The organism is Mucilaginibacter sp. (genome assembly GCF_041663085.1).
Lineage (GTDB): Bacteria > Bacteroidota > Bacteroidia > Sphingobacteriales > Sphingobacteriaceae > Mucilaginibacter.
Window position 1 is genome coordinate 23,463 of record NZ_JBAZRC010000002.1, and the last position, 18,014, is coordinate 41,476.

Consider the following 18,014-nt stretch of genomic DNA (forward strand, 5'->3'; position numbering starts at 1 on the left):
GCCAATGCTCGGCGCTTTTGCTTTTACCGGTTCGTCAGGCGTTGCCGTGTACTGTTTTGCAGTAGCATTATGTTTAGGCTGCTATTTTTATACGGGCTTAGGCGCCCGCTTAATGGCGATAATGGCTTTGCATTAATTGATGTTATAGGTGTTATGGGGTGCGTACGGCCAGTATTGGGTGTTATGGGGGTTATTGGGCTTATGGGCGTTGTTGGCGATAACCGGCTTTGCCTAACCGAATCTTCAAATGCTATCTCCTTTTGTTTATTTAATGTTACTTCCTTTGTTTCCTTAACTTCTGCTTTCTCTGTAACGCTTTCTAAATGTTGCACAACGGTATTGGCTTTAACTTTTTTAGTAATTTGCTTTCGTTGTACCGGTATGGTATCTGTTGACGTGATAACAGCATGCGTAAGCGCTTTTTGGGTTTTTACTGCTAAATGCCGGATCTGTTTAGCGTTGGTAAAAGCTACCGTTAACAATCCCGCTGTAAAGAGTGTTATAAATAAGATGGAACGTTCCCTCAGGTTTAAAGCATGGTTGGTGCCCGATGCCATACGTTTTACGCGATCCATCAACTGGCTGCGCCTGCCCGGGAAAGCCATAGCATAAGCCGGGGCCGATAGCTGGTACTCCTGGCAGGAAACAAGTGCGCGGATGTAATTTACCTTGCTGCTGGTTTGCTCAACCGCGATATCATCACAGCAATTCTCCCTTTCGGTACGGATAAGGGCAGATAGCCACAGCACCGCGGGGTTAAAGAAAAAGATGATCTCCAGGAAGCTTTGCAGCAAATTCACCAGGTAATCCCTCCGCTGAATATGGGCCAGTTCATGTATTAAAATAGCCTCAATTTCAGCAGGCGGTAAAGCGGTTAATAATCCTGCAGGAATGAGGATCAATGGCTTTAAGTGCCCAATTACCATAGGCACTTTCGCTATGCCCGATTCTGCAATGCCCACTACCCTGTTTATCCCCAACTGAGCGGATAATATCGATACTCTTCTGCCCCAGTTTTCATCAACTGCAAACAGATTTTTACGGCGCAAATGGTATAAGCTTTGCAAACCCGTAGCTAATTGCAGGCTGCGAGCCAATACTATAAAAAACCAAACCAAAACGATGCTTTGTGTATGGGTATTAACATACTGCATTACCTGCTGTGGTAAGCTGCGTTCAACATTAGTAGGATTTGAAATAGCCGAAACATGGTAAATAATATCGCCTATTGCTGCTTTAGCAGATGGCTGATAAAACTCATAACAAAACGTACCGATAGAAACTATAACGAACGCCAACATTGTCCCTACCATCAGTAAGTAGCGGTTAGCGGCTTTGGCATTGCGGGTAAGAATAATTATCAAGCCCGTAATACCTGCCAATATCACTCCCTGCCATAATGAATGGATGAGTGTTTGGCCCAATGCAATATTAAAATTATCCATTGCTATTCCTCCAATTTTTTAAGAATGTCTTTGATCTCCTGCAACTCTTGCTGAGAATTCTTTTTATTACCAAGTAATTGTAATACCAGCTTACTTGCCGACCCTTTGTACATAGCATCTACAAACTTATCCAGCAGGTGCGATTTGGTTTTTTGCTCCTCTTCGGCAACGCTGTAGATATGCTTCATCTGGCTTTCATCACGAATAAGCATCCCCTTCTCGGCCATCAGTTGCATAAACTTTAATGTAGTGGCATAATTCACTTCTTTTTGTTTTTGCAGTTCATCATTAACCGTGCGCACGGTTGCCGGGCCTATTTCCCACAGTACCTGTAGGATTTCCAGCTCTGATTTTGTTGGCTCAACGGGTTTGTTTTGCTCTTCTTTACTCATAACACTTCAAAGGTAGAAATTTTTTCCTATGCTCCAAATAAAACATAGGATTTTTTTTCTACCTTTTAATATATGACCATTTTAGCTATAAAATAATGATTATACAATTATTGCTATGTTTTCATCATGGCTGATCCGGATCATTTGTTATTTAAACAAATGACGGCCATGTAATGCAATACCTAAAAAAGGAGATCAATATCTAAGAATACTTTAGCGACAAGACAATAAGCTTTCCCCCCTTCCTCCAGATATTATTACTGACCGAACCGGGCATTATCTGTAAATGTAGCTGTACCCCATTTTTTATTTAATGGTAATACCGGGTAAGGATAGATCCTTCTCATCAACCTCGGTACGCTTACTTTAACTGGTGCCTGGGCGTAGGTTAGCAGGCTGCTGCATGCGACGTAAAAACGCTAAAAAGCATAATATGCCTTTAAGTGATTCTTTACGCTTTTGTTTTTAGAGGCAACCCTTCCAGGGTCGCTTCCTTTTGCGTAAACATTTGTAAAATTTCCATCATTTGTTTATTTATAATTGGTTGTTAGTACTTAGGTATTACTTAATAAAGCTCTGCCATAACACATTTTAATTATTCAATTCCTTTACTTTTATACAGGAAAACCGGTTCGGCAAATTAGCTTTAAAACGCCCGGCAGGTATTTTACCTGCGGGTGTTTGTTTATAATTTTAGTTGAAAATAGATGTAATACTAATTGGCATTATTTACCGTCGCCTGCTATTGGGTCTGGTTCTGAGGGCTTAGCGGGGTCATAAATAGCAACCCCCACCCTCGAATCTGCACACCCGTAATACAAATACCATTTATGTTTAAACCAAGCCATACCTTCAATAAATACCGTTCCGTTAACATATTGCCCGCTTTTTTCAAACGGTTGCATAGGGCGTAAAAACGGTACATCGAGCCTGGTTATTAACTTAGTAGGATCGGTTTTACTAAACAGCATTTGGCCCGCACTATAGGAGTTGCCATGGAAGCGTTTATCGCCCCCCTCACCTGGATGATTTTTACCATTGTAAAACAATATTACCCCTTTGCCTGTGAGTATTGCCGGTGGTCCACATTCGGTAAGGTCACTATCAAAATAACCGGGCCTGGTGGGTGCCAGTACTTTTAGTTCGCCTTTATTATCTATAAGCGGCGCCCAATCAACAAGGTTGTCTGATGTTGCACCATAAACAGCCGTTTCGCCCCAATACATAAAATACTTGCCGTTTACTTTTGCAATAACCTGTTTATCATTTTTTATGCGTGTGAGTATCGAAGCCGACTTGTGTGCCATATTAAAAAACTTACCCTTATAGGCATATTGAAATATAGGGCCATGTTTTTTCCAATGAATCAGATCTTTAGATGTTGCCACACCAAGGCGAGGCGTTTTACGGTTCCATTGAGTGTAAAAAACAACGTAAGTACCATTTTCTGTAACAGCTACGCGCGGGTCTTCACAGCCGCCCGGCCACTCATATTCTTTTTGCGAATCATTACCGGGGAAAAATACAGGTTGAGTTTTACGCGTAAAATGTAATCCGTCGCTGCTTTCAGCATAGCCAAGGCGGGAGGTACGCATTCCGATCTCAATACCCGTTTTATCTTCCGAGCGGTATAGTACCACAATCTTCGCGTTTTTAACAGCAGCTGCCGGATTAAAGGTATCATTAGCTTCCCAATGAATCATTTTTTTGCTCATAGGATCGTAAAATTCTGATGCAGGGTTGGGAGATATTATAGGATTGACACCCTCTGGCCGGGCAAAACCACCAAATGCCCATGCAGGCAACACATTTTTATCTTGTGCGGTAGCTAACTGGGCATACAAAAACAGCGTAATAACCCATGTAAGTTTTAATAAACGTTTGTTCATTTAATAAATATATTAATATGTTGTTATGGCAGATATTTACAGATTTGCCGGGGTTTGCAAGCTGTAATAATAATTGGTTGAATTACAAAACAATTATAGGTAATAAAACCGTGGCCTAAAAGCTATTAATGACTAGGAATTGCAAATACCAAAAGACATAGGTGTAATAGCCTTTGATGACCACGACATTTTTAACGTTTATAACCCAACCATCAGCGCTGTTGCCCAGCCGCTTAAAAAAATGGCCTCTGAACTATTTAGGATACTATTAGACAAATTGGAGAACAGGGTACCAATCGGGCAGTTCCAACAAGTTGTTATACCATTTGAACTTATTATTAGGAGATCAATTATCTAACAAAATCCCCGGCGTTATATCAATTACCCCGCCTTCAGTATATTCCCATGCTAACTTTCTTTGTAATTAATAACAATATCGATATAGTCCTTTTTTATGATTTAAATGCTGATTCTTATTTAGGCCCCTACTCTAAAAGGTCTGTTTAAGTGTAAAATAAAATACGTATTTTTGAAGTTCAGGCAGGCGCTTGAATAGGTAAGCCGTGATCATTTAGGATTCGCGATGAGTAACTTTTGGACCTGCCGAGACAAGTATTTCGGGCCGTGTTCCACTTTATAATTATGAACTAGCCCTGTCAGGCAATAATGGAAGAAACAAAGAATATCGTTAAGAAATTGCCAAACCAGGAAGTTGACTATTTTAAAATAGGCAAGATACTGGTTAGCCGTTGGTATTGGATAGCCGGTTCACTTTTACTGTTCATACTTGGTTCATACGTTTATTTATGGTATACCCCTAAAACTTATGCTACCTCTGGTACCATGAAACTAGAGGAGAAAAAATCAGAAATATCTGACCTGGTAAATGTTATAAGCACATCAGACCGCGGCCCGTCAAAAATACAAAGCGAAACCTCTGTTATTCAAAGCCCATCGGTTATTCTGGCAGCTATTAAAGACCTAAATTACCCAATAAGTTTCTATATTGAAGGGCGTGTACGAACCAGTGAGATCTATCCCCAAAAGCCACTTGAGATACAAACACTGCGATTTGACAGCCTGAACTTTTATCGTGACATCATTACATTTAAAGCACTTGACAAAAACCACTTTAGGCTGGCATATAAAGTATCAGATAAAGTAGTTTCAAAAGATTTCCAGTACAATACTCCTGTAACTATTGGCCCAACAACATTCCTTGTCAAAACACCTGTAGGCTATATAGGCAATAACACCGTTTATCTTTTCAAATTTAATATGCCTGAAGATTTTATCGGTCGGGTAAGGGGCGGTTTACGCACCAGCGAGATGGTAAAAAATTCCAATATACTTTTACTTCAACAAACCGATGCCAACCCCCAATTTGCGTCCGATGTGCTCAATGCGATCATGAAGGAGTATCTGATATACGACCGAAACCGCAAAACACAATCGGCCACCCAGATGATCAACTTCATAGACGACCAGTTGAAATACCTTTCCGGTACTGTCAAAGGATCAGAGAAATCCATCCTGGAGTTTAAGCAGAAAAACAAATTGATGGATGTTAGCACATCTGCCGAAGGAGCACTTACCAAGGCTAAGGATATCGAGACACAGCAGGCCATATTAAAACTACAGCTAATTGCTATTGAACAATTAAGGGATCAAATAGATAAAGAGAAAAATAATGTAAACCTTAATTTCAATGCCGGGAAAGATGTGGACCCGGCCTTGAACGCATTGATAGAACGACTTGATAATTTGCTAAACCAGCGTTATGAGCTTTTAAAAACCTACAACAGCAACTCTCAGCCTATATCAGATATAAACCGTTCTATCCTGCAAATAAAAAACAACGCTTTAAATAGCCTTAACATCACCTACTCGGGCGTTAAAAGAAATTTAGATTATTTGGATGCTCAGCTAGCTGTTGTCAATAAACAAATATCTGTATTTCCGGTTGCCGAACGCGACCTGATCGCTTTAAACCGCCCTTATGAAGTAAACGAAAAAGTTTACTCTTTTTTATCCGAAAAAAAGCTCTCTGCCCAAATAAGCAGGGCCGGTATACTGCCTGGGGCCACAATTATTGAGCAGGCGCAACCAAATTTTTCGCCGGTATCGCCCGATGAACGTAGTATCCATAGGTCAGCAATCATATTTGGTATCCTTACCGGCCTGGGGTTAATCATCCTTATCAGGGTGTTAAATCCCTATATATATGATAAAGAAACCGTTGAAAGCCTTACCTCTGTCCCTATTTTAGGTGTAATCAGAAAATTTCCAGAAAAAATAGATGAAGATAATGCCCAGGTATTGGCCATTAGCAGACCCAAAACCATGTTTGCCGAGTCGGTACGGTCGGTGCGTACTAACCTAAACTTTCTTGCGTCAGAAAAAGCCAGCAAAGTTATTTGTATCACCTCAGAAGTGGCCGGCGAGGGAAAATCGTTTGTAGCCATTAATTTATCCAGCACGCTCTCCTTAATAGACAAAAAAGTTGTTTTAATAGGCGCCGACCTGCGGCGTTCAAAACTGCATAAAACATTTAAAGTGCCTAATGATATTGGCCTTAGCACCTACCTTTCGCGTCAAACCGAATTAGATGATATCATTCTAAAAACCGGGCAGGAAAACCTCGACCTCATCATCTCCGGCCCAGTACCTCCAAACCCTTCGGAGCTATTACACAGCCTGCGAATGGACGAATTGATAAAAGAACTAAAAACGAGGTACGACGTAATTATGATTGATACCGCCCCAATTGGCCTTGTATCAGACGCTATACCCCTTATCCGTGTAAGCGATATCAACATTTTTGTAATACGTTCGGGCAAATCAAAATATTATGCGGCAACCATACCACAGCGCATAGCGCAGGAATACCACTTAGATAATACCGTGATAGTGCTTAATGCCTTTGCCGAAGATCTTTTACACTCAAGATATTATACCACCCGGTTTACAGGCGAAAATTATGGTAAGTACTACTATTACTCTGATTATAGCGGGTATGAAAGTTCCGGTTACTATATAGAGCATGATAACAAGAAGTGGTGGAACATTAAGCGTTGGTTTAGTTAATTAGTGTTCTATTTACAAATATGGCTTTAATGGTAAGTGAAAGCAGCTTTAAATGGTATCCTGTTTGCACCAATCCCCGTGCAGAAAAAAAAGCTTACAGCGCCTTATTAGAAAAAGGTATTGAAGCATACCTGCCCCTTAACCGCCGCTTAAAACAATGGAGCGACAGAAAAAAGTGGGTAGAAGAGCCTCTTTTAAAATCGTACCTGTTTGTACGCATTGCCGATAGCGACCGTGCCGAAGTATTAATGACCAAGGGAATTGCCCGTTTCATATACTTTTCGGGCAAGATAGCCGCAATGCCCGACAGGCAGATAGATGAATTAAAATTATTAATGGCAAGTTCGCTTGAGCTTGAAGTAACTGAAGAAAATTTACAACCTGGAGAAAAGATAAAGATCAAAGCAGGCCCACTAAAAGGTATTACCGGCGAAATAATAGCCTATCGTTCGCAAAAACAGTTATTATTACGTTTAGAGAACCTGGGTTGTTCAATAATTATAAATGTTGCAGCATCATTAATTAACAGGCTTTAGCTTATTTTTATACGATAAGCCGGGGTTGATATACATATCGCAACCACTACATAAGTGGTTGAAAAATAATAAGTTACACAATATCGTTGTAACTTACGGGGCGAAGCTATATATAATAGGATACAATGTGCAGAATTGCGGGGCTTGTTACAAACGCCTTACAGGAAAATGAGATAAAACAAACGGTGAATGCAATGTGCAATGCCTTAAAACATGGCGGGCCCGATGATGAGGGTGTGTATTATAGCACAGATACAAGGGTGGCATTTGGGCACCGGAGGCTATCTATTATTGACCTGAGCGCAAACGGTCACCAACCAATGGCCGACACCCGGCAAATAGCATGGATAACTTTTAATGGCGAAATATACAACTATCGCGAATTAAAAATAGAGTTACAATTATTAGGCGCTACATTTAATACAGGCACCGATACAGAAGTTATTATACAGGCTTATTTATACTGGGGTACCAACAGCTTTAGCAAACTTAGGGGCATGTTTGCATTTGCCCTTTATGATACCACAACAGAAGCCATTTATTTAGTGCGCGATATAACAGGGATAAAACCCTTGTATTATTACGTACACAATAGTCAGTTGTATTTTGCGTCAGAAATAAAGGCGTTTAAAGCGGCCGCTATTACCAAAGATGAGGATACCCGCTGGCCGGTTTGGTTGTTGGCTTTTGGGCATATCCCCGAGCCTTACACTACGTTAAAAAATGTATTAAGTATTCCCAAAGGGCATTTTTTATGCTGGGATAAAAGCGGCATTTACACCATAACAAATTACCACAAACCAAGCACTGGTAATTATATAACAGATCTTGAAACAGCCCGCCTTGGTTTACAAACGCATCTTAAAACCGCTATACGTAGGCAACTGATAGCAGATGCCCCTATAGGTGTTTTTTTAAGCGGGGGGATAGATTCGAGTTTGCTTGCCCTGCTGGCGAGTGAAGAAATAGAGCAACTTAAAACCATATCGATATTTTTTAACGAGCAGCAATATGATGAGCGCACATATCAACACGCGGTTGCCGATAAAATAAGGGGCCAAAACTTTACCCACCTGATAAAACAGCAAGATTTTGAAGAGGCTTTTCCGCAGGTGCTAAATGCGATGGATATGCCTACTACTGATGGTATAAACAGCTGGTTTATTAGCAATTATGCCCGTAAAGATGGGTTAAAAACGGTTTTATCGGGTATTGGCGCCGATGAACTTTTTGGCGGATACCCTTCATTCAATCGTATTAAACCGCTTAGGTACCTTAAAGTGTTACCTGCAGCCATTTTTACGCTAACTAAGCCATTCAGTAATGACCGTTATAAGAAACTGGCATACCTGGAAAACAATAATACTATAGCCGATTACCTGTTTTTGCGTGGTTTATATGCAGCTGCAGATATAGCAAAGTTAACCGCTATGGATGAGGATGAAGTAAAAGGCATCCTGTTTGATGATATTGATATACCAAAGGTGGGTGCTTACAATAAATTGCAGGCCTCGTGGATGGAAACCAACCTTTATATGCAAAACCAGTTGCTACGCGATACCGATATGATGAGCATGAGCCATGGCTTAGAGGTTAGGGTGCCGTACCTTGACGAGGATTTCCAGGAATACGCGGCGCAACTACATCCCGGAATTCGTTTTGATAATAATCAGCCAAAAAAAATACTGATAGATAGCTTTAAAGATATTTTACCTGAAGCAGTATGGAACAGGCCAAAAATGGGCTTCACCTTCCCACTTCAGCAATGGATGAAAGATAACAAGGCAATTAGCGATACAACCCATTACCACGGAAAAACAGCTAAAAGGCTGATCAATGATTTTAATAACGGGCGGATACATTGGTCAAGGGCCTTTGCCTTATACCAAATACAGGGCCATGTTTAAAAACATAACACTCTTTACGTTACAAACATTTAGCACTACCGGCGGCATCCAAAAAATGACCCGCACACTTGCACATGCGCTCAATAGTATTTGTAGAACAAATAATTGGAAGTTTAAGCTGGCATCATTATATGATAATAACAACGACCTGATGCCACAGTACATCCCTAAAGAAAATTTCGAGGGCTTTAATAACCGGCGGATCCCGTTTATGTTAAAAAAAGGATTCTCTCGTCAAAAACAAGATGTTATTATATTAAGCCATATCAACCTGGCCCTTATTGGGCTATTGATTAAATTATTCAACCCTAAAACCAAGATCTGGCTTATAGCACATGGCATTGAAGTTTGGAGGCCTTTATCATTCCATAAAAGGCAGCTGTTAAAACAATGCGATAAAGTTATTTGTGTAAGCGCCTTTACAAAAACACAAATGTACAAATGGCACAAAACAGATCCGGCCAAATGCTTTGTGCTAAATAACGCGCTCGATCCGTTCATGAAGATTCCGGATACGTTCCAAAAACCGGCTTATTTGTTAGATCGTTACGGCTTAACCGATAGCAGGCCTGTTATATTTACGTTAACCCGCCTGGCATCAACAGAACTTTATAAAGGGCATGACAGGGTTATAAACGCCATTGCCAACCTCAAGCATAAGTTTCCGGGCATTAACTACGTACTGGCTGGGAAATACGACCATGCAGAAGGTATCCGTGTAAAGCAGCTTATAGCGGACCTTGGGGTTACAGAGCAGGTAATATTAACCGGGTTTATTAAAGAGGATGAACTATCTGACCATTTTTTAATGGCCGATATTTTTGTACTCCCCAGTAAAAAAGAGGGCTTTGGAATTGTGTTTATTGAGGCTCTTGCCTGTGGCCTGCCTGTTATATGCGGCAATGCCGACGGCAGTATTGATGCCATACGTAATGGCGAATTAGGCACAGCAATAAACGCTGATAATGAAACCGAACTGGAAGATTGCATTGCCAACCAATTATATGAACCATTAAAACTAAACAAGCGCAAGCATTTAAAAGATAAGTGTTTGCAGTACTTTAACGAACAAGCCTATATTAGCACCTTGCAAAAACTGTTAACTGATGACTGAACCGGAAGAGCACTGGGACCTGGAAATTAAACCAACCGGCAGTTTATTTGACTTAAAGTTGAAGGATGTTTGGCATTACCGCGATCTGCTTTTACTACTTGTGCGGCGCGATTTCGTATCGTTTTACAAACAAACCATGCTTGGCCCAATATGGTTTTTTGTACAACCCATTATAACCATATTGGTTTATACCCTGGTGTTCAGCAACCTGGCGGGTATAAAAACGGATGGTATCCCCGGGCCTGTATTTTACCTGGCCGGCACCATCATGTGGAACTATTTTTCGGAGTGCCTTACTAAAACATCTACCGTTTTTAAAGATAATGCGGGCATGCTGGGTAAAGTATATTTCCCACGGCTAATTATGCCGCTAAGCATTATTTTTTCCAACCTCATTAGGTTTGGGGTACAATTGATATTATTTATTGTGCTGTTGGCATATTATATACTGGCCGGCAAGCCAATTGTGCCAAATGCCTATTTGTTGTTATTCCCCTTTCTTATTATGCTTATCGCTGCGCTTGGTCTTGGCCTCGGCATGATCGTATCTGCTGTTACAACAAAATACCGCGACCTGTCTTTCGTGGTATCATTTGGCGTACCGCTGTTAATGTATACCACTACCGTTATTTACCCGCTATCAGAAGTGGTCAAAAAATATAACCATTATTCATGGCTAATTAAATTCAACCCCCTTACGTCCATTATAGAGACTTTTAGATATGGCTTTTTAGGCAAAGGGAGTTTTAGTTGGGAGCTATTGCTTTACACAACCACGTTTACCCTTGTGGTTTTATTGATAGGTATTGTAATTTTTAATAAGGTAGAAAAAACATTTGTTGATACTGTATAATGGCTAAAGCTATAAAAGTTGAGAATTTATCAAAAGCTTACCAGCTTGGCGATTTTGGCACAGGCACCATCTCACGAGATTTGGAACGCTATTGGGCGCGCTTACGCGGCAAAGAAGACCCCTTCCTAAAAATAGGCGAAACAAACGATCGGACATCAACTGGTAAAAGCGACATTGTTTGGAGCCTGAAAGATATCAACTTTGACATTGAACAAGGTGATGCAGTAGGGATAATTGGCCGTAATGGCGCTGGTAAAAGCACCCTTCTGAAAATTTTAAGCCGGGTTACTTCCCCTACCACCGGCTTGGTAAAAGTTAAGGGGCGCATAGCCAGTTTGCTTGAAGTTGGTACCGGCTTCCATCCGGAACTTTCGGGTCGCGAGAATATCTATTTAAACGGATCAATACTAGGCATGCGCAAGGCCGAAATAAGACGCAAGTTTGATGAAATAGTAAATTTTGCGGGGGTTGAGCGCTATATCGGCACACCTGTAAAACGCTATTCATCGGGCATGTACGTAAGACTGGCATTTGCGGTTGCAGCTCACCTCGAATCGGAAATTTTAATAGTAGATGAAGTACTTGCAGTTGGTGATGCCGAGTTCCAATTATCATAAGCGTTTTGATACTGGGCATATTTTTATACCCTACCTATAAAAAAGTGGTGTTAGCTATTTTCGTACCTGTTTTACTCGCCCTTTTTTTCCTGTTGCCCACTTATGCCAAAATATTCCGTCAGAATGCATGGGGAGATCAGGTATCTGCCGATGATGCCTCACAACTGGCATTAGATGCAGCGTTAAATCCTGGCGATGATGTTGACGATACGAATTGGGGGTTCCTGGTTTTTCGCCTTAGTGAAATAGACATGTTTACCACATTCATCAGCTCGACTCCTGAAAAAATTGATTATTACCATTATGATCTTCTTGAGCAATCTGTAGTAGCGATCATCCCAAGGATATTTTGGCCGGAGAAGCCAAGTACGGAGGATCTGGTTATGGAAAGGGTGTATGATGCTGGGGTTGTTTACCGGGGTGCGAACGTATCCGCCAAACCAGCGTTTATAGTAGACGCTTATCTCTCATTTGGCCAGTTCGGTATTTGGATATTTTTATTTGTGTATGGCGCGGCGGCACAATTAATCTCCTTAAAAGCCGAAAAGCTGTTCGGCGGATACCTTTTAGGCACAGCGTTAATATTTTCAGGGCTTTTTCAGATATTTTGGCGCGGATTAAGCCTGGAGTTTATTATTAATTCCGTTTTTTGGAGTTATATCAGCATGTTACTGATCGCGTGGGCCTTACGCTATAAAAATATAATTCGGCCGATTTGAAAATATTACACATTATTGCCGCTTATAAACCCGCTGTAATTTATGGTGGCCCAACCATGTCGGTAGCTATGCTTTGCGAGGAACTTGTGAAGAGCGGCGCACTTGTTGAGGTTTTTACAACAACAGCCAATGGTGCTACAGAATTGCCCGTTACTGCCAACACACCAACAAAAGTTGATGGTGTAACTGTAACTTATTTTAAACGCTTAACAAAAGACCATACACACTTCTCGCCTGCTTTGTTAAAGGCTTTATGGAAACGCGCCGCCGAATTTGATACTATCCATATCCACGCATGGTGGAACCTTGTATCAATATTTTCATGTTTAATAGCTTTACGCCGGGGCATACCTGTTATACTATCGCCCAGGGGTACGTTAAGCAATTATTCATTTACTAATAATAACACCAGCAAAAAAAGGTTTATCCATAAATTTTTAGGTAAAAACCTGCTGGCCAAATGCCACATGCATGTTACGTCGGTAAGAGAAGCCGAGGCTATTACAAAGCTTGTTTCACCAAAAAGTATCACAACAATATCAAACTTTGTAAAAATTGAAAATGCCGGGATGAATGCCATCTCCCTATCCTCCTCCCCCCCGCTAAAATTGCTTTTCTTTTCGCGTATAGAAGAAAAAAAAGGCTTAGATATTTTACTCGATGCATTGCCATTGCTTACTGTGTCCTTCCATTTAACTATTGCAGGCGACGGGGATAAAGGCTACATTGATCAATTAAAAGCATCCGTGCATCCTGCTCTGGCAGATAAAATAACCTGGGCTGGCTTTTACAACGATGACAAGTTTGACCTGCTGCGGCGGCATCATTTAATGGTGTTACCTTCACATGATGAAAATTTTGGTAACGTTGTTATTGAAAGCCTTAGTGTTGGCACAGCCGTACTGGTAAGCGAAAATGTTGGCCTGGCCGGATATGTGAATTCGCATCGGTTAGGTTGGGTTTGCAGCACCAATACAGCATCTATAAGCGAGGCGATAAACTATATTGCAAATAAACAATATCAGCAGCTTGAAATAATAAGAAGCTCTGCCCCGGATATCGTACGCGGGGATTTTACAGGTGATAAATTGGTACACCAGTATATCGACCTTTATAAAAAACTAAAGTGAACCAGCATTTTTCATTTATCATATTAACTTATAACGAAGAGATGCACCTGCCCAGGCTGCTCAATTCTATCGCCGGTTTGAATGCCGAAACATTTATATTGGATTCGGGCAGTAAAGATGATACTGTTGCAATTGGTGAAAAAGCCGGGGCAACTATAACACAGCATCCATTTGAAAACCACCCCAAACAATGGGATTTTGCCCTCAAAAATTTTGCTGTAAAAACGCCCTGGGTTATTTGCGTAGATGCTGACCAGATTGTAACGCCCGAACTTTATAAACAGCTGGATAACTTTAGGAATGAGGATTATAAAGATGTTAACGGCATCTACTTTAACCGTAAAAATTTTTTTAAAGGCAAATGGATAAAGCATGGCGGCTACTACCCTTTTTACCTGCTCAAAATGATCCGCTTTGGCGTTGGTTTTTCGGATACTAACGAAAACATGGATCACCGGCTCATTGTGCCCGGGAATACCCTGATCTGGAAACAAGGACATCTGTTAGAAGAAAACCTGAAAGAAAACAAGATCAGCTTTTGGATAGAGAAGCACAACAAATACAGCGACCTGCTTGCACACGAAGAACTGGAGCGCATGCTTAGCATCAGGCAACAAACGGTAAAGCCGCGCTTTTGGGGCTCGCCTGATGAACGTACCGCATGGCTAAAACAACGCTGGTGGAAAATGCCGCGTTATACACGGCCTATGCTTTATTTTATATACCGAATTATTTTTAAACTGGGCATTTTAGATGGGCGCACCGGCCTCATTTTTCATTTTATGCAGGCTTATTGGTTTAGGTTGGTAGTGGATATTAAAATTGACGAACTTTTAAAACAACGCGAAAGTGAAAACAGGTAAAGCAAAGTTGAGTCCGCCGGTTGTATTTGTCATAAAATTTGTGTGCCTGTTTGGCCTGCTTTATGGTTTTTACCTGGGTTACCTAAGCATAACCTCTCCCGGCGGGCACTATGTCGCTTTTTTTGATACCCACCTTAATTTTATTGCATGGTTAAGATCCCTACTGATCGAAAGCAGCGCCGCTATATTAAACCGGCTTGGTTACCAAACCAAAACAGCTGCCGACCAGATGCTTGTTGTTGGGCGCAATATGGTGTATGTGGGCTATGATTGCCTGGGCTTTGGTGTTATGTGTTTCTTTACGGCTTTTGTATTCACATACCCAGGTATATTAAAAACTAAATTATACTTTTGGGCCATTGGGTTAATAGCTATACAAATTATAAACCTGGCCCGTTTTGTAATCCTCTCGCTTTATTGGCGCCGTAGTAACAGTGTTTACCTCTCCGATCATCATACTATATTCAATCTCATAGTATATATTGCTATCGGTGTAAGCTTGTTTTTTTACATCCGCTACCAAGATAAACTTCTCCTAACTCATACCAAAGTTTAATTCCTTCATTTATAATGAATTATTACTATTAACATCCTATTTGCCGATGAAGGAAGTGAAACGTAACTGACTATCAATGAGTTACTTAATTCGAGTTACAAAATAGGAACAATTTATTTTCGCTATTTTATGTGGATAAGTTTTCTACTTGAGAGACGCTAAATTGGACATTATTTTTGAATTTCAAAACGTAAATTCAAAGTAATGTCTTTCAGTTTAGGTAGCCTGAAGAAATAGTTTTCCCACATAAACTTCAGGTAATCGCCCCGGTCTACCCTCGTCATCTTAAAGGATTTGATTTTCGGATGAGCAAACTCGATCAGTTTTAGGGTCATGTCAATATCCCAGAAACTTTGCGACAAATCAGAAATAGCATCATTAACGGATTCAATGTACACCGTATATTCACTTGTTCTATCTCGCCGGCCCAGCAACATTTCAGTAAATGCACTTTGCACCCCCTGTCCTAAAGGCGTCGTAAAAAGCGACTGCGCATTCCAATCAAAATTGGCGATCCTTTCCTCATCGATTTCGTTTTCTTCCATCCTATCCCCTAAAAACCTCCCTCCGATGCCATCTCAACAACTCCACATCGGGCCAGGCCGATTTATGTTCAGGCAGTAACATCCGTTCCCCCTCAAACCGTGTCAAACTGTAAGCATGTTCCGACTTCTCCCGGATATGCGAGGAAAGTAAAACCGAATAATCGTCACCAATAGCAATTAAGCCACGGTCAAAAGCCCGGTGTATATTCGGGCACAAGGCCAGCCCGTTCGTCACCCGGTCATCATGCGAAACACTGAAAGGCACAATATGACAGGCATCTACAAAAGTATGTCCGAAAGTACTGCCCAATTGCATCCCCGAGATCGCGCAGGTCTGTGCATAGACCTGTGGCACCAACCGCTTGAACAAGCCGCTGCGAACATAAACTTCCTCCTCTGTTTCAATTTTAATAATCTTCTTCCTCGCCTCCGGCGCGTTCAGAATATAAGCCTCCAGATCATGAAAGTAACCCTCACCTTTCCGCTTATGCGTAACAAACTCACCCGCCTTTGAAGGGAAATAGGTCTCAATCAAAAGCCTTCGCACTTGCGCCCTTTTCGCAGCATCGCTCAAAAACAAAAATAACTCATCACTAAACCGACCGTAATTTACCACCGATATCAGCTTATTGATACTTTTGATATGTGCGTTAACCTGGCAGCCCGGCATCGCTATTAAAGCCCAATAGCCCTGGCCATCTATCTTCTCACTCTGCAGATAATAAAAAGGTTGCGTAAAATCAGGGTGGTTAGCCGAGTCGACCAGCAGGCGCCAGTTCTCCTGGAATACCCCAACCAGCTCCGTATCCGGGTAAAAACGGTTCTCCGAAGCATAGCCGCTTTCCATCAGCTCCAGCAAAGTCAGCAGCAGCACCGGCTTATGCGGGGCCTTACCAAACTTGGTCGGCGCCCGGTTCAGGTGGGTCAGGGCGTATAAAAACTTCGACGGATCACTCATGTGCTCCCGTAAAGCTAAAAAATTTTTTGTTTATCGAGAACCGCGTTTACGCATGCTGCGATTTCAAAATAAGCGCTTGTGCTTCGCGTCTTAAACCCTCATCACCATCTGAAAGCTGCTCGAGCAGGGTCTGCTTTCTTTTTAAATAATTCGGCAACTTTCCCCCTCCAAAACGCAACATCCAATCAATATTATAGATCAGGTCCGCATATTTCACCGTTTGGGCGTCCGGGTTGATGTCGGCAAGGCGGGTCATTTCCCTCCGTTTACGTTCTTGTTTCCTTAATTCAGGATATGCGGCTTTTGTGAAAACATCCGTCAGTTCCACTACACAAATCCTTATATGCTCAGCCGACGGGGCCGGGTAACCAAAACATAATAAAGAGGAGAGCAATTCCGCTTCGGTTATGTTGGTCTCTTCCAGCAGATCATGGCAGATGCCGATCTCATACCCTAAAGGGAAGACAGAACCGACCTTCTTGGCGACAAAAAGCAGATGATCAAAGTAGGGCTCATCCGTTTTCCGAATTAACTGACCGGCATGCTGTTCCTTTACCCAAGCCATTAACGCATTCCGGTTAGGTTTGACCCTATTCACTCCGGGATACTTGAGCGTCCTCCGGGTTTACTTCGGTTTCGTCTTTGGACGGTTCTTCACCTTCCAGCTTCTCTTGCACGGCATCCTTTTCCGCATCCGCGTTATCAATTTCCGTATCAATGATATCATCCGGTCCAGTCTGCGATTCAATGGGTTCTTGTTCGTTTAATGTGTTCATAGTTTATCCAGTACAAGGAGTATACCAAACAGTTAAACGTCCCGATACTTTCTTTGAATGTATTTTAAAATCGCGCTAACAATTATTTCACAGTAATCTTGCTCTTCTTAAAGATCACGGCCCATTTTTCTAAAAACAATGGCGATAAACTTGCTTGTTTGACCGCCACAAAATTGATAAATAGTGCGGATCTACCCTGTATGACATAGTATAATTGAGACTCCGGTTTGGGGCTGTCAATAAAAGACGGTGCCTGTATCTTAAACATGATCCAGTTATAACCGGCTGTCTGGCTTTGTTCGATCACCAACAATTTCGCATCCTTTGCCCGCTTCTGCATTTGCGCCAGGAAAACACCAGGGATCTGGGCAAGCGGCCGCCTGGCGCCTTTCATCACCAGCATGGACCCGATGGTCGTCCAGCTTTTCAATGTCTCGTTGCCGGGAACGATCTCTACCATCTGCTGCGTCGCGCTTTGCTGGTTCGAGCCGATCTTCCACCGGTACTCGGTCGGCCAGAAGATCTTCAGGACTTCCTCTTTTTGCTGGGCGTGCGAACTAAAATTCGCTGCGCATAGTACCATAAGAATGATTAACTTTTTCATAATCGGATATTTGGTTGAACCGC

General features: G+C 41.7%; 18 protein-coding genes and 1 pseudogene. 11 read left to right on the forward strand and 8 right to left on the reverse strand.

The window, feature by feature from the left end:
* Positions 1 to 23: 23 nt before the first annotated feature.
* From WC615_RS01155 to WC615_RS01165, 3 genes are all read right to left on the reverse strand, one after another.
* Positions 24 to 1,445 carry a M56 family metallopeptidase gene (locus WC615_RS01155; protein WP_372976312.1) on the reverse strand — a complete coding sequence of 474 codons (1,422 nt, stop codon included), beginning with the start codon at positions 1,443 to 1,445 and terminating at the stop codon, positions 24 to 26.
* Positions 1,446 to 1,447: 2 nt separating this feature from the next.
* The gene (locus WC615_RS01160; RefSeq protein ID WP_372976313.1) at positions 1,448 to 1,837 is read right to left on the reverse strand and encodes a BlaI/MecI/CopY family transcriptional regulator; all 390 of its coding nucleotides are present in this window, start codon (positions 1,835 to 1,837) and stop codon (positions 1,448 to 1,450) included.
* Positions 1,838 to 2,562: 725 nt separating this feature from the next.
* Positions 2,563 to 3,726, reverse strand: a complete 1,164-nt coding sequence (locus WC615_RS01165; RefSeq protein WP_372976314.1) for a glycoside hydrolase family 130 protein — start codon at positions 3,724 to 3,726, stop codon at positions 2,563 to 2,565.
* Positions 3,727 to 3,865: 139 nt separating this feature from the next.
* Between WC615_RS01165 and WC615_RS01170 the strand changes: the two genes are divergently transcribed.
* From WC615_RS01170 to xrtY, 11 genes and pseudogenes are all read left to right on the forward strand, one after another.
* Complete coding sequence (locus WC615_RS01170) at positions 3,866 to 4,084, forward strand: substrate-binding domain-containing protein (protein WP_372976315.1); 219 nt, start codon at positions 3,866 to 3,868, stop codon at positions 4,082 to 4,084.
* Positions 4,085 to 4,392: 308 nt separating this feature from the next.
* On the forward strand, positions 4,393 to 6,813 hold the full coding sequence (locus WC615_RS01175) for a GumC family protein (protein WP_372976316.1): 2,421 nt from the start codon (positions 4,393 to 4,395) through the stop codon (positions 6,811 to 6,813).
* Positions 6,814 to 6,833: 20 nt separating this feature from the next.
* Positions 6,834 to 7,349 carry a UpxY family transcription antiterminator gene (locus tag WC615_RS01180; protein WP_372976317.1) on the forward strand — a complete coding sequence of 172 codons (516 nt, stop codon included), beginning with the start codon at positions 6,834 to 6,836 and terminating at the stop codon, positions 7,347 to 7,349.
* 125 nt (positions 7,350 to 7,474) lie between these two features.
* Positions 7,475 to 9,256: an asparagine synthase (glutamine-hydrolyzing) gene (asnB, locus tag WC615_RS01185; RefSeq protein ID WP_372976318.1), complete on the forward strand. Its 1,782-nt coding sequence runs from the start codon at positions 7,475 to 7,477 to the stop codon at positions 9,254 to 9,256.
* Entirely contained in the window at positions 9,249 to 10,370 is a 1,122-nt protein-coding gene (locus WC615_RS01190) for a glycosyltransferase family 4 protein (protein ID WP_372976319.1), read from the forward strand. The genes asnB and WC615_RS01190 overlap by 8 nt, the downstream gene beginning before the upstream one ends.
* The gene (locus tag WC615_RS01195; protein WP_372976320.1) at positions 10,363 to 11,223 is read left to right on the forward strand and encodes an ABC transporter permease; all 861 of its coding nucleotides are present in this window, start codon (positions 10,363 to 10,365) and stop codon (positions 11,221 to 11,223) included. The genes WC615_RS01190 and WC615_RS01195 overlap by 8 nt, the downstream gene beginning before the upstream one ends.
* Complete coding sequence (locus tag WC615_RS01200) at positions 11,223 to 11,840, forward strand: ABC transporter ATP-binding protein (protein WP_372976321.1); 618 nt, start codon at positions 11,223 to 11,225, stop codon at positions 11,838 to 11,840. The genes WC615_RS01195 and WC615_RS01200 overlap by 1 nt, the downstream gene beginning before the upstream one ends.
* Positions 11,828 to 12,559: pseudogene (locus WC615_RS01205) on the forward strand (hypothetical protein); the annotation flags it as partial. The gene WC615_RS01200 and the pseudogene WC615_RS01205, both read left to right, overlap by 13 nt.
* Positions 12,556 to 13,689 carry an XrtY-associated glycosyltransferase XYAG1 gene (locus WC615_RS01210; protein WP_372976322.1) on the forward strand — a complete coding sequence of 378 codons (1,134 nt, stop codon included), beginning with the start codon at positions 12,556 to 12,558 and terminating at the stop codon, positions 13,687 to 13,689. The pseudogene WC615_RS01205 and the gene WC615_RS01210, both read left to right, overlap by 4 nt.
* The gene (locus WC615_RS01215) at positions 13,686 to 14,552 is read left to right on the forward strand and encodes a glycosyltransferase family 2 protein (protein WP_372976323.1); all 867 of its coding nucleotides are present in this window, start codon (positions 13,686 to 13,688) and stop codon (positions 14,550 to 14,552) included. The genes WC615_RS01210 and WC615_RS01215 overlap by 4 nt, the downstream gene beginning before the upstream one ends.
* Complete coding sequence (gene xrtY, locus WC615_RS01220) at positions 14,539 to 15,108, forward strand: exosortase Y (RefSeq protein ID WP_372976324.1); 570 nt, start codon at positions 14,539 to 14,541, stop codon at positions 15,106 to 15,108. The genes WC615_RS01215 and xrtY overlap by 14 nt, the downstream gene beginning before the upstream one ends.
* A gap of 170 nt (positions 15,109 to 15,278) precedes the next feature.
* On the opposite strand, the gene WC615_RS01225 is transcribed toward xrtY, so the two are convergent.
* The 5 genes from WC615_RS01225 to WC615_RS01245 form a co-directional block, all read right to left on the reverse strand.
* Complete coding sequence (locus tag WC615_RS01225; protein WP_372976325.1) at positions 15,279 to 15,653, reverse strand: hypothetical protein; 375 nt, start codon at positions 15,651 to 15,653, stop codon at positions 15,279 to 15,281.
* A gap of 1 nt (position 15,654) precedes the next feature.
* Complete coding sequence (locus WC615_RS01230) at positions 15,655 to 16,611, reverse strand: HNH endonuclease (protein ID WP_372976326.1); 957 nt, start codon at positions 16,609 to 16,611, stop codon at positions 15,655 to 15,657.
* A gap of 46 nt (positions 16,612 to 16,657) precedes the next feature.
* Positions 16,658 to 17,176: a hypothetical protein gene (locus tag WC615_RS01235; RefSeq protein WP_372976327.1), complete on the reverse strand. Its 519-nt coding sequence runs from the start codon at positions 17,174 to 17,176 to the stop codon at positions 16,658 to 16,660.
* A gap of 25 nt (positions 17,177 to 17,201) precedes the next feature.
* Positions 17,202 to 17,387: a hypothetical protein gene (locus tag WC615_RS01240; RefSeq protein WP_372976328.1), complete on the reverse strand. Its 186-nt coding sequence runs from the start codon at positions 17,385 to 17,387 to the stop codon at positions 17,202 to 17,204.
* Positions 17,388 to 17,469: 82 nt separating this feature from the next.
* On the reverse strand, positions 17,470 to 17,991 hold the full coding sequence (locus tag WC615_RS01245; protein WP_372976329.1) for a hypothetical protein: 522 nt from the start codon (positions 17,989 to 17,991) through the stop codon (positions 17,470 to 17,472).
* Positions 17,992 to 18,014: the final 23 nt, after the last annotated feature.

Coding starts and splice junctions, on each gene's coding strand:
- WC615_RS01155 (WP_372976312.1), bottom strand. CDS start 1,445: ATGGATAATTTTAATATTGCATTGGGCCAAACACTCATCCATTCATTA.
- WC615_RS01160 (WP_372976313.1), bottom strand. CDS start 1,837: ATGAGTAAAGAAGAGCAAAACAAACCCGTTGAGCCAACAAAATCAGAG.
- WC615_RS01165 (WP_372976314.1), bottom strand. CDS start 3,726: ATGAACAAACGTTTATTAAAACTTACATGGGTTATTACGCTGTTTTTG.
- WC615_RS01175 (WP_372976316.1), top strand. CDS start 4,393: ATGGAAGAAACAAAGAATATCGTTAAGAAATTGCCAAACCAGGAAGTT.
- WC615_RS01180 (WP_372976317.1), top strand. CDS start 6,834: ATGGCTTTAATGGTAAGTGAAAGCAGCTTTAAATGGTATCCTGTTTGC.
- asnB (WP_372976318.1), top strand. CDS start 7,475: ATGTGCAGAATTGCGGGGCTTGTTACAAACGCCTTACAGGAAAATGAG.
- WC615_RS01190 (WP_372976319.1), top strand. CDS start 9,249: ATGTTTAAAAACATAACACTCTTTACGTTACAAACATTTAGCACTACC.
- WC615_RS01195 (WP_372976320.1), top strand. CDS start 10,363: ATGACTGAACCGGAAGAGCACTGGGACCTGGAAATTAAACCAACCGGC.
- WC615_RS01200 (WP_372976321.1), top strand. CDS start 11,223: ATGGCTAAAGCTATAAAAGTTGAGAATTTATCAAAAGCTTACCAGCTT.
- WC615_RS01225 (WP_372976325.1), bottom strand. CDS start 15,653: ATGGAAGAAAACGAAATCGATGAGGAAAGGATCGCCAATTTTGATTGG.
- WC615_RS01230 (WP_372976326.1), bottom strand. CDS start 16,611: ATGAGTGATCCGTCGAAGTTTTTATACGCCCTGACCCACCTGAACCGG.
- WC615_RS01235 (WP_372976327.1), bottom strand. CDS start 17,176: ATGGCTTGGGTAAAGGAACAGCATGCCGGTCAGTTAATTCGGAAAACG.
- WC615_RS01240 (WP_372976328.1), bottom strand. CDS start 17,387: ATGAACACATTAAACGAACAAGAACCCATTGAATCGCAGACTGGACCG.
- WC615_RS01245 (WP_372976329.1), bottom strand. CDS start 17,991: ATGAAAAAGTTAATCATTCTTATGGTACTATGCGCAGCGAATTTTAGT.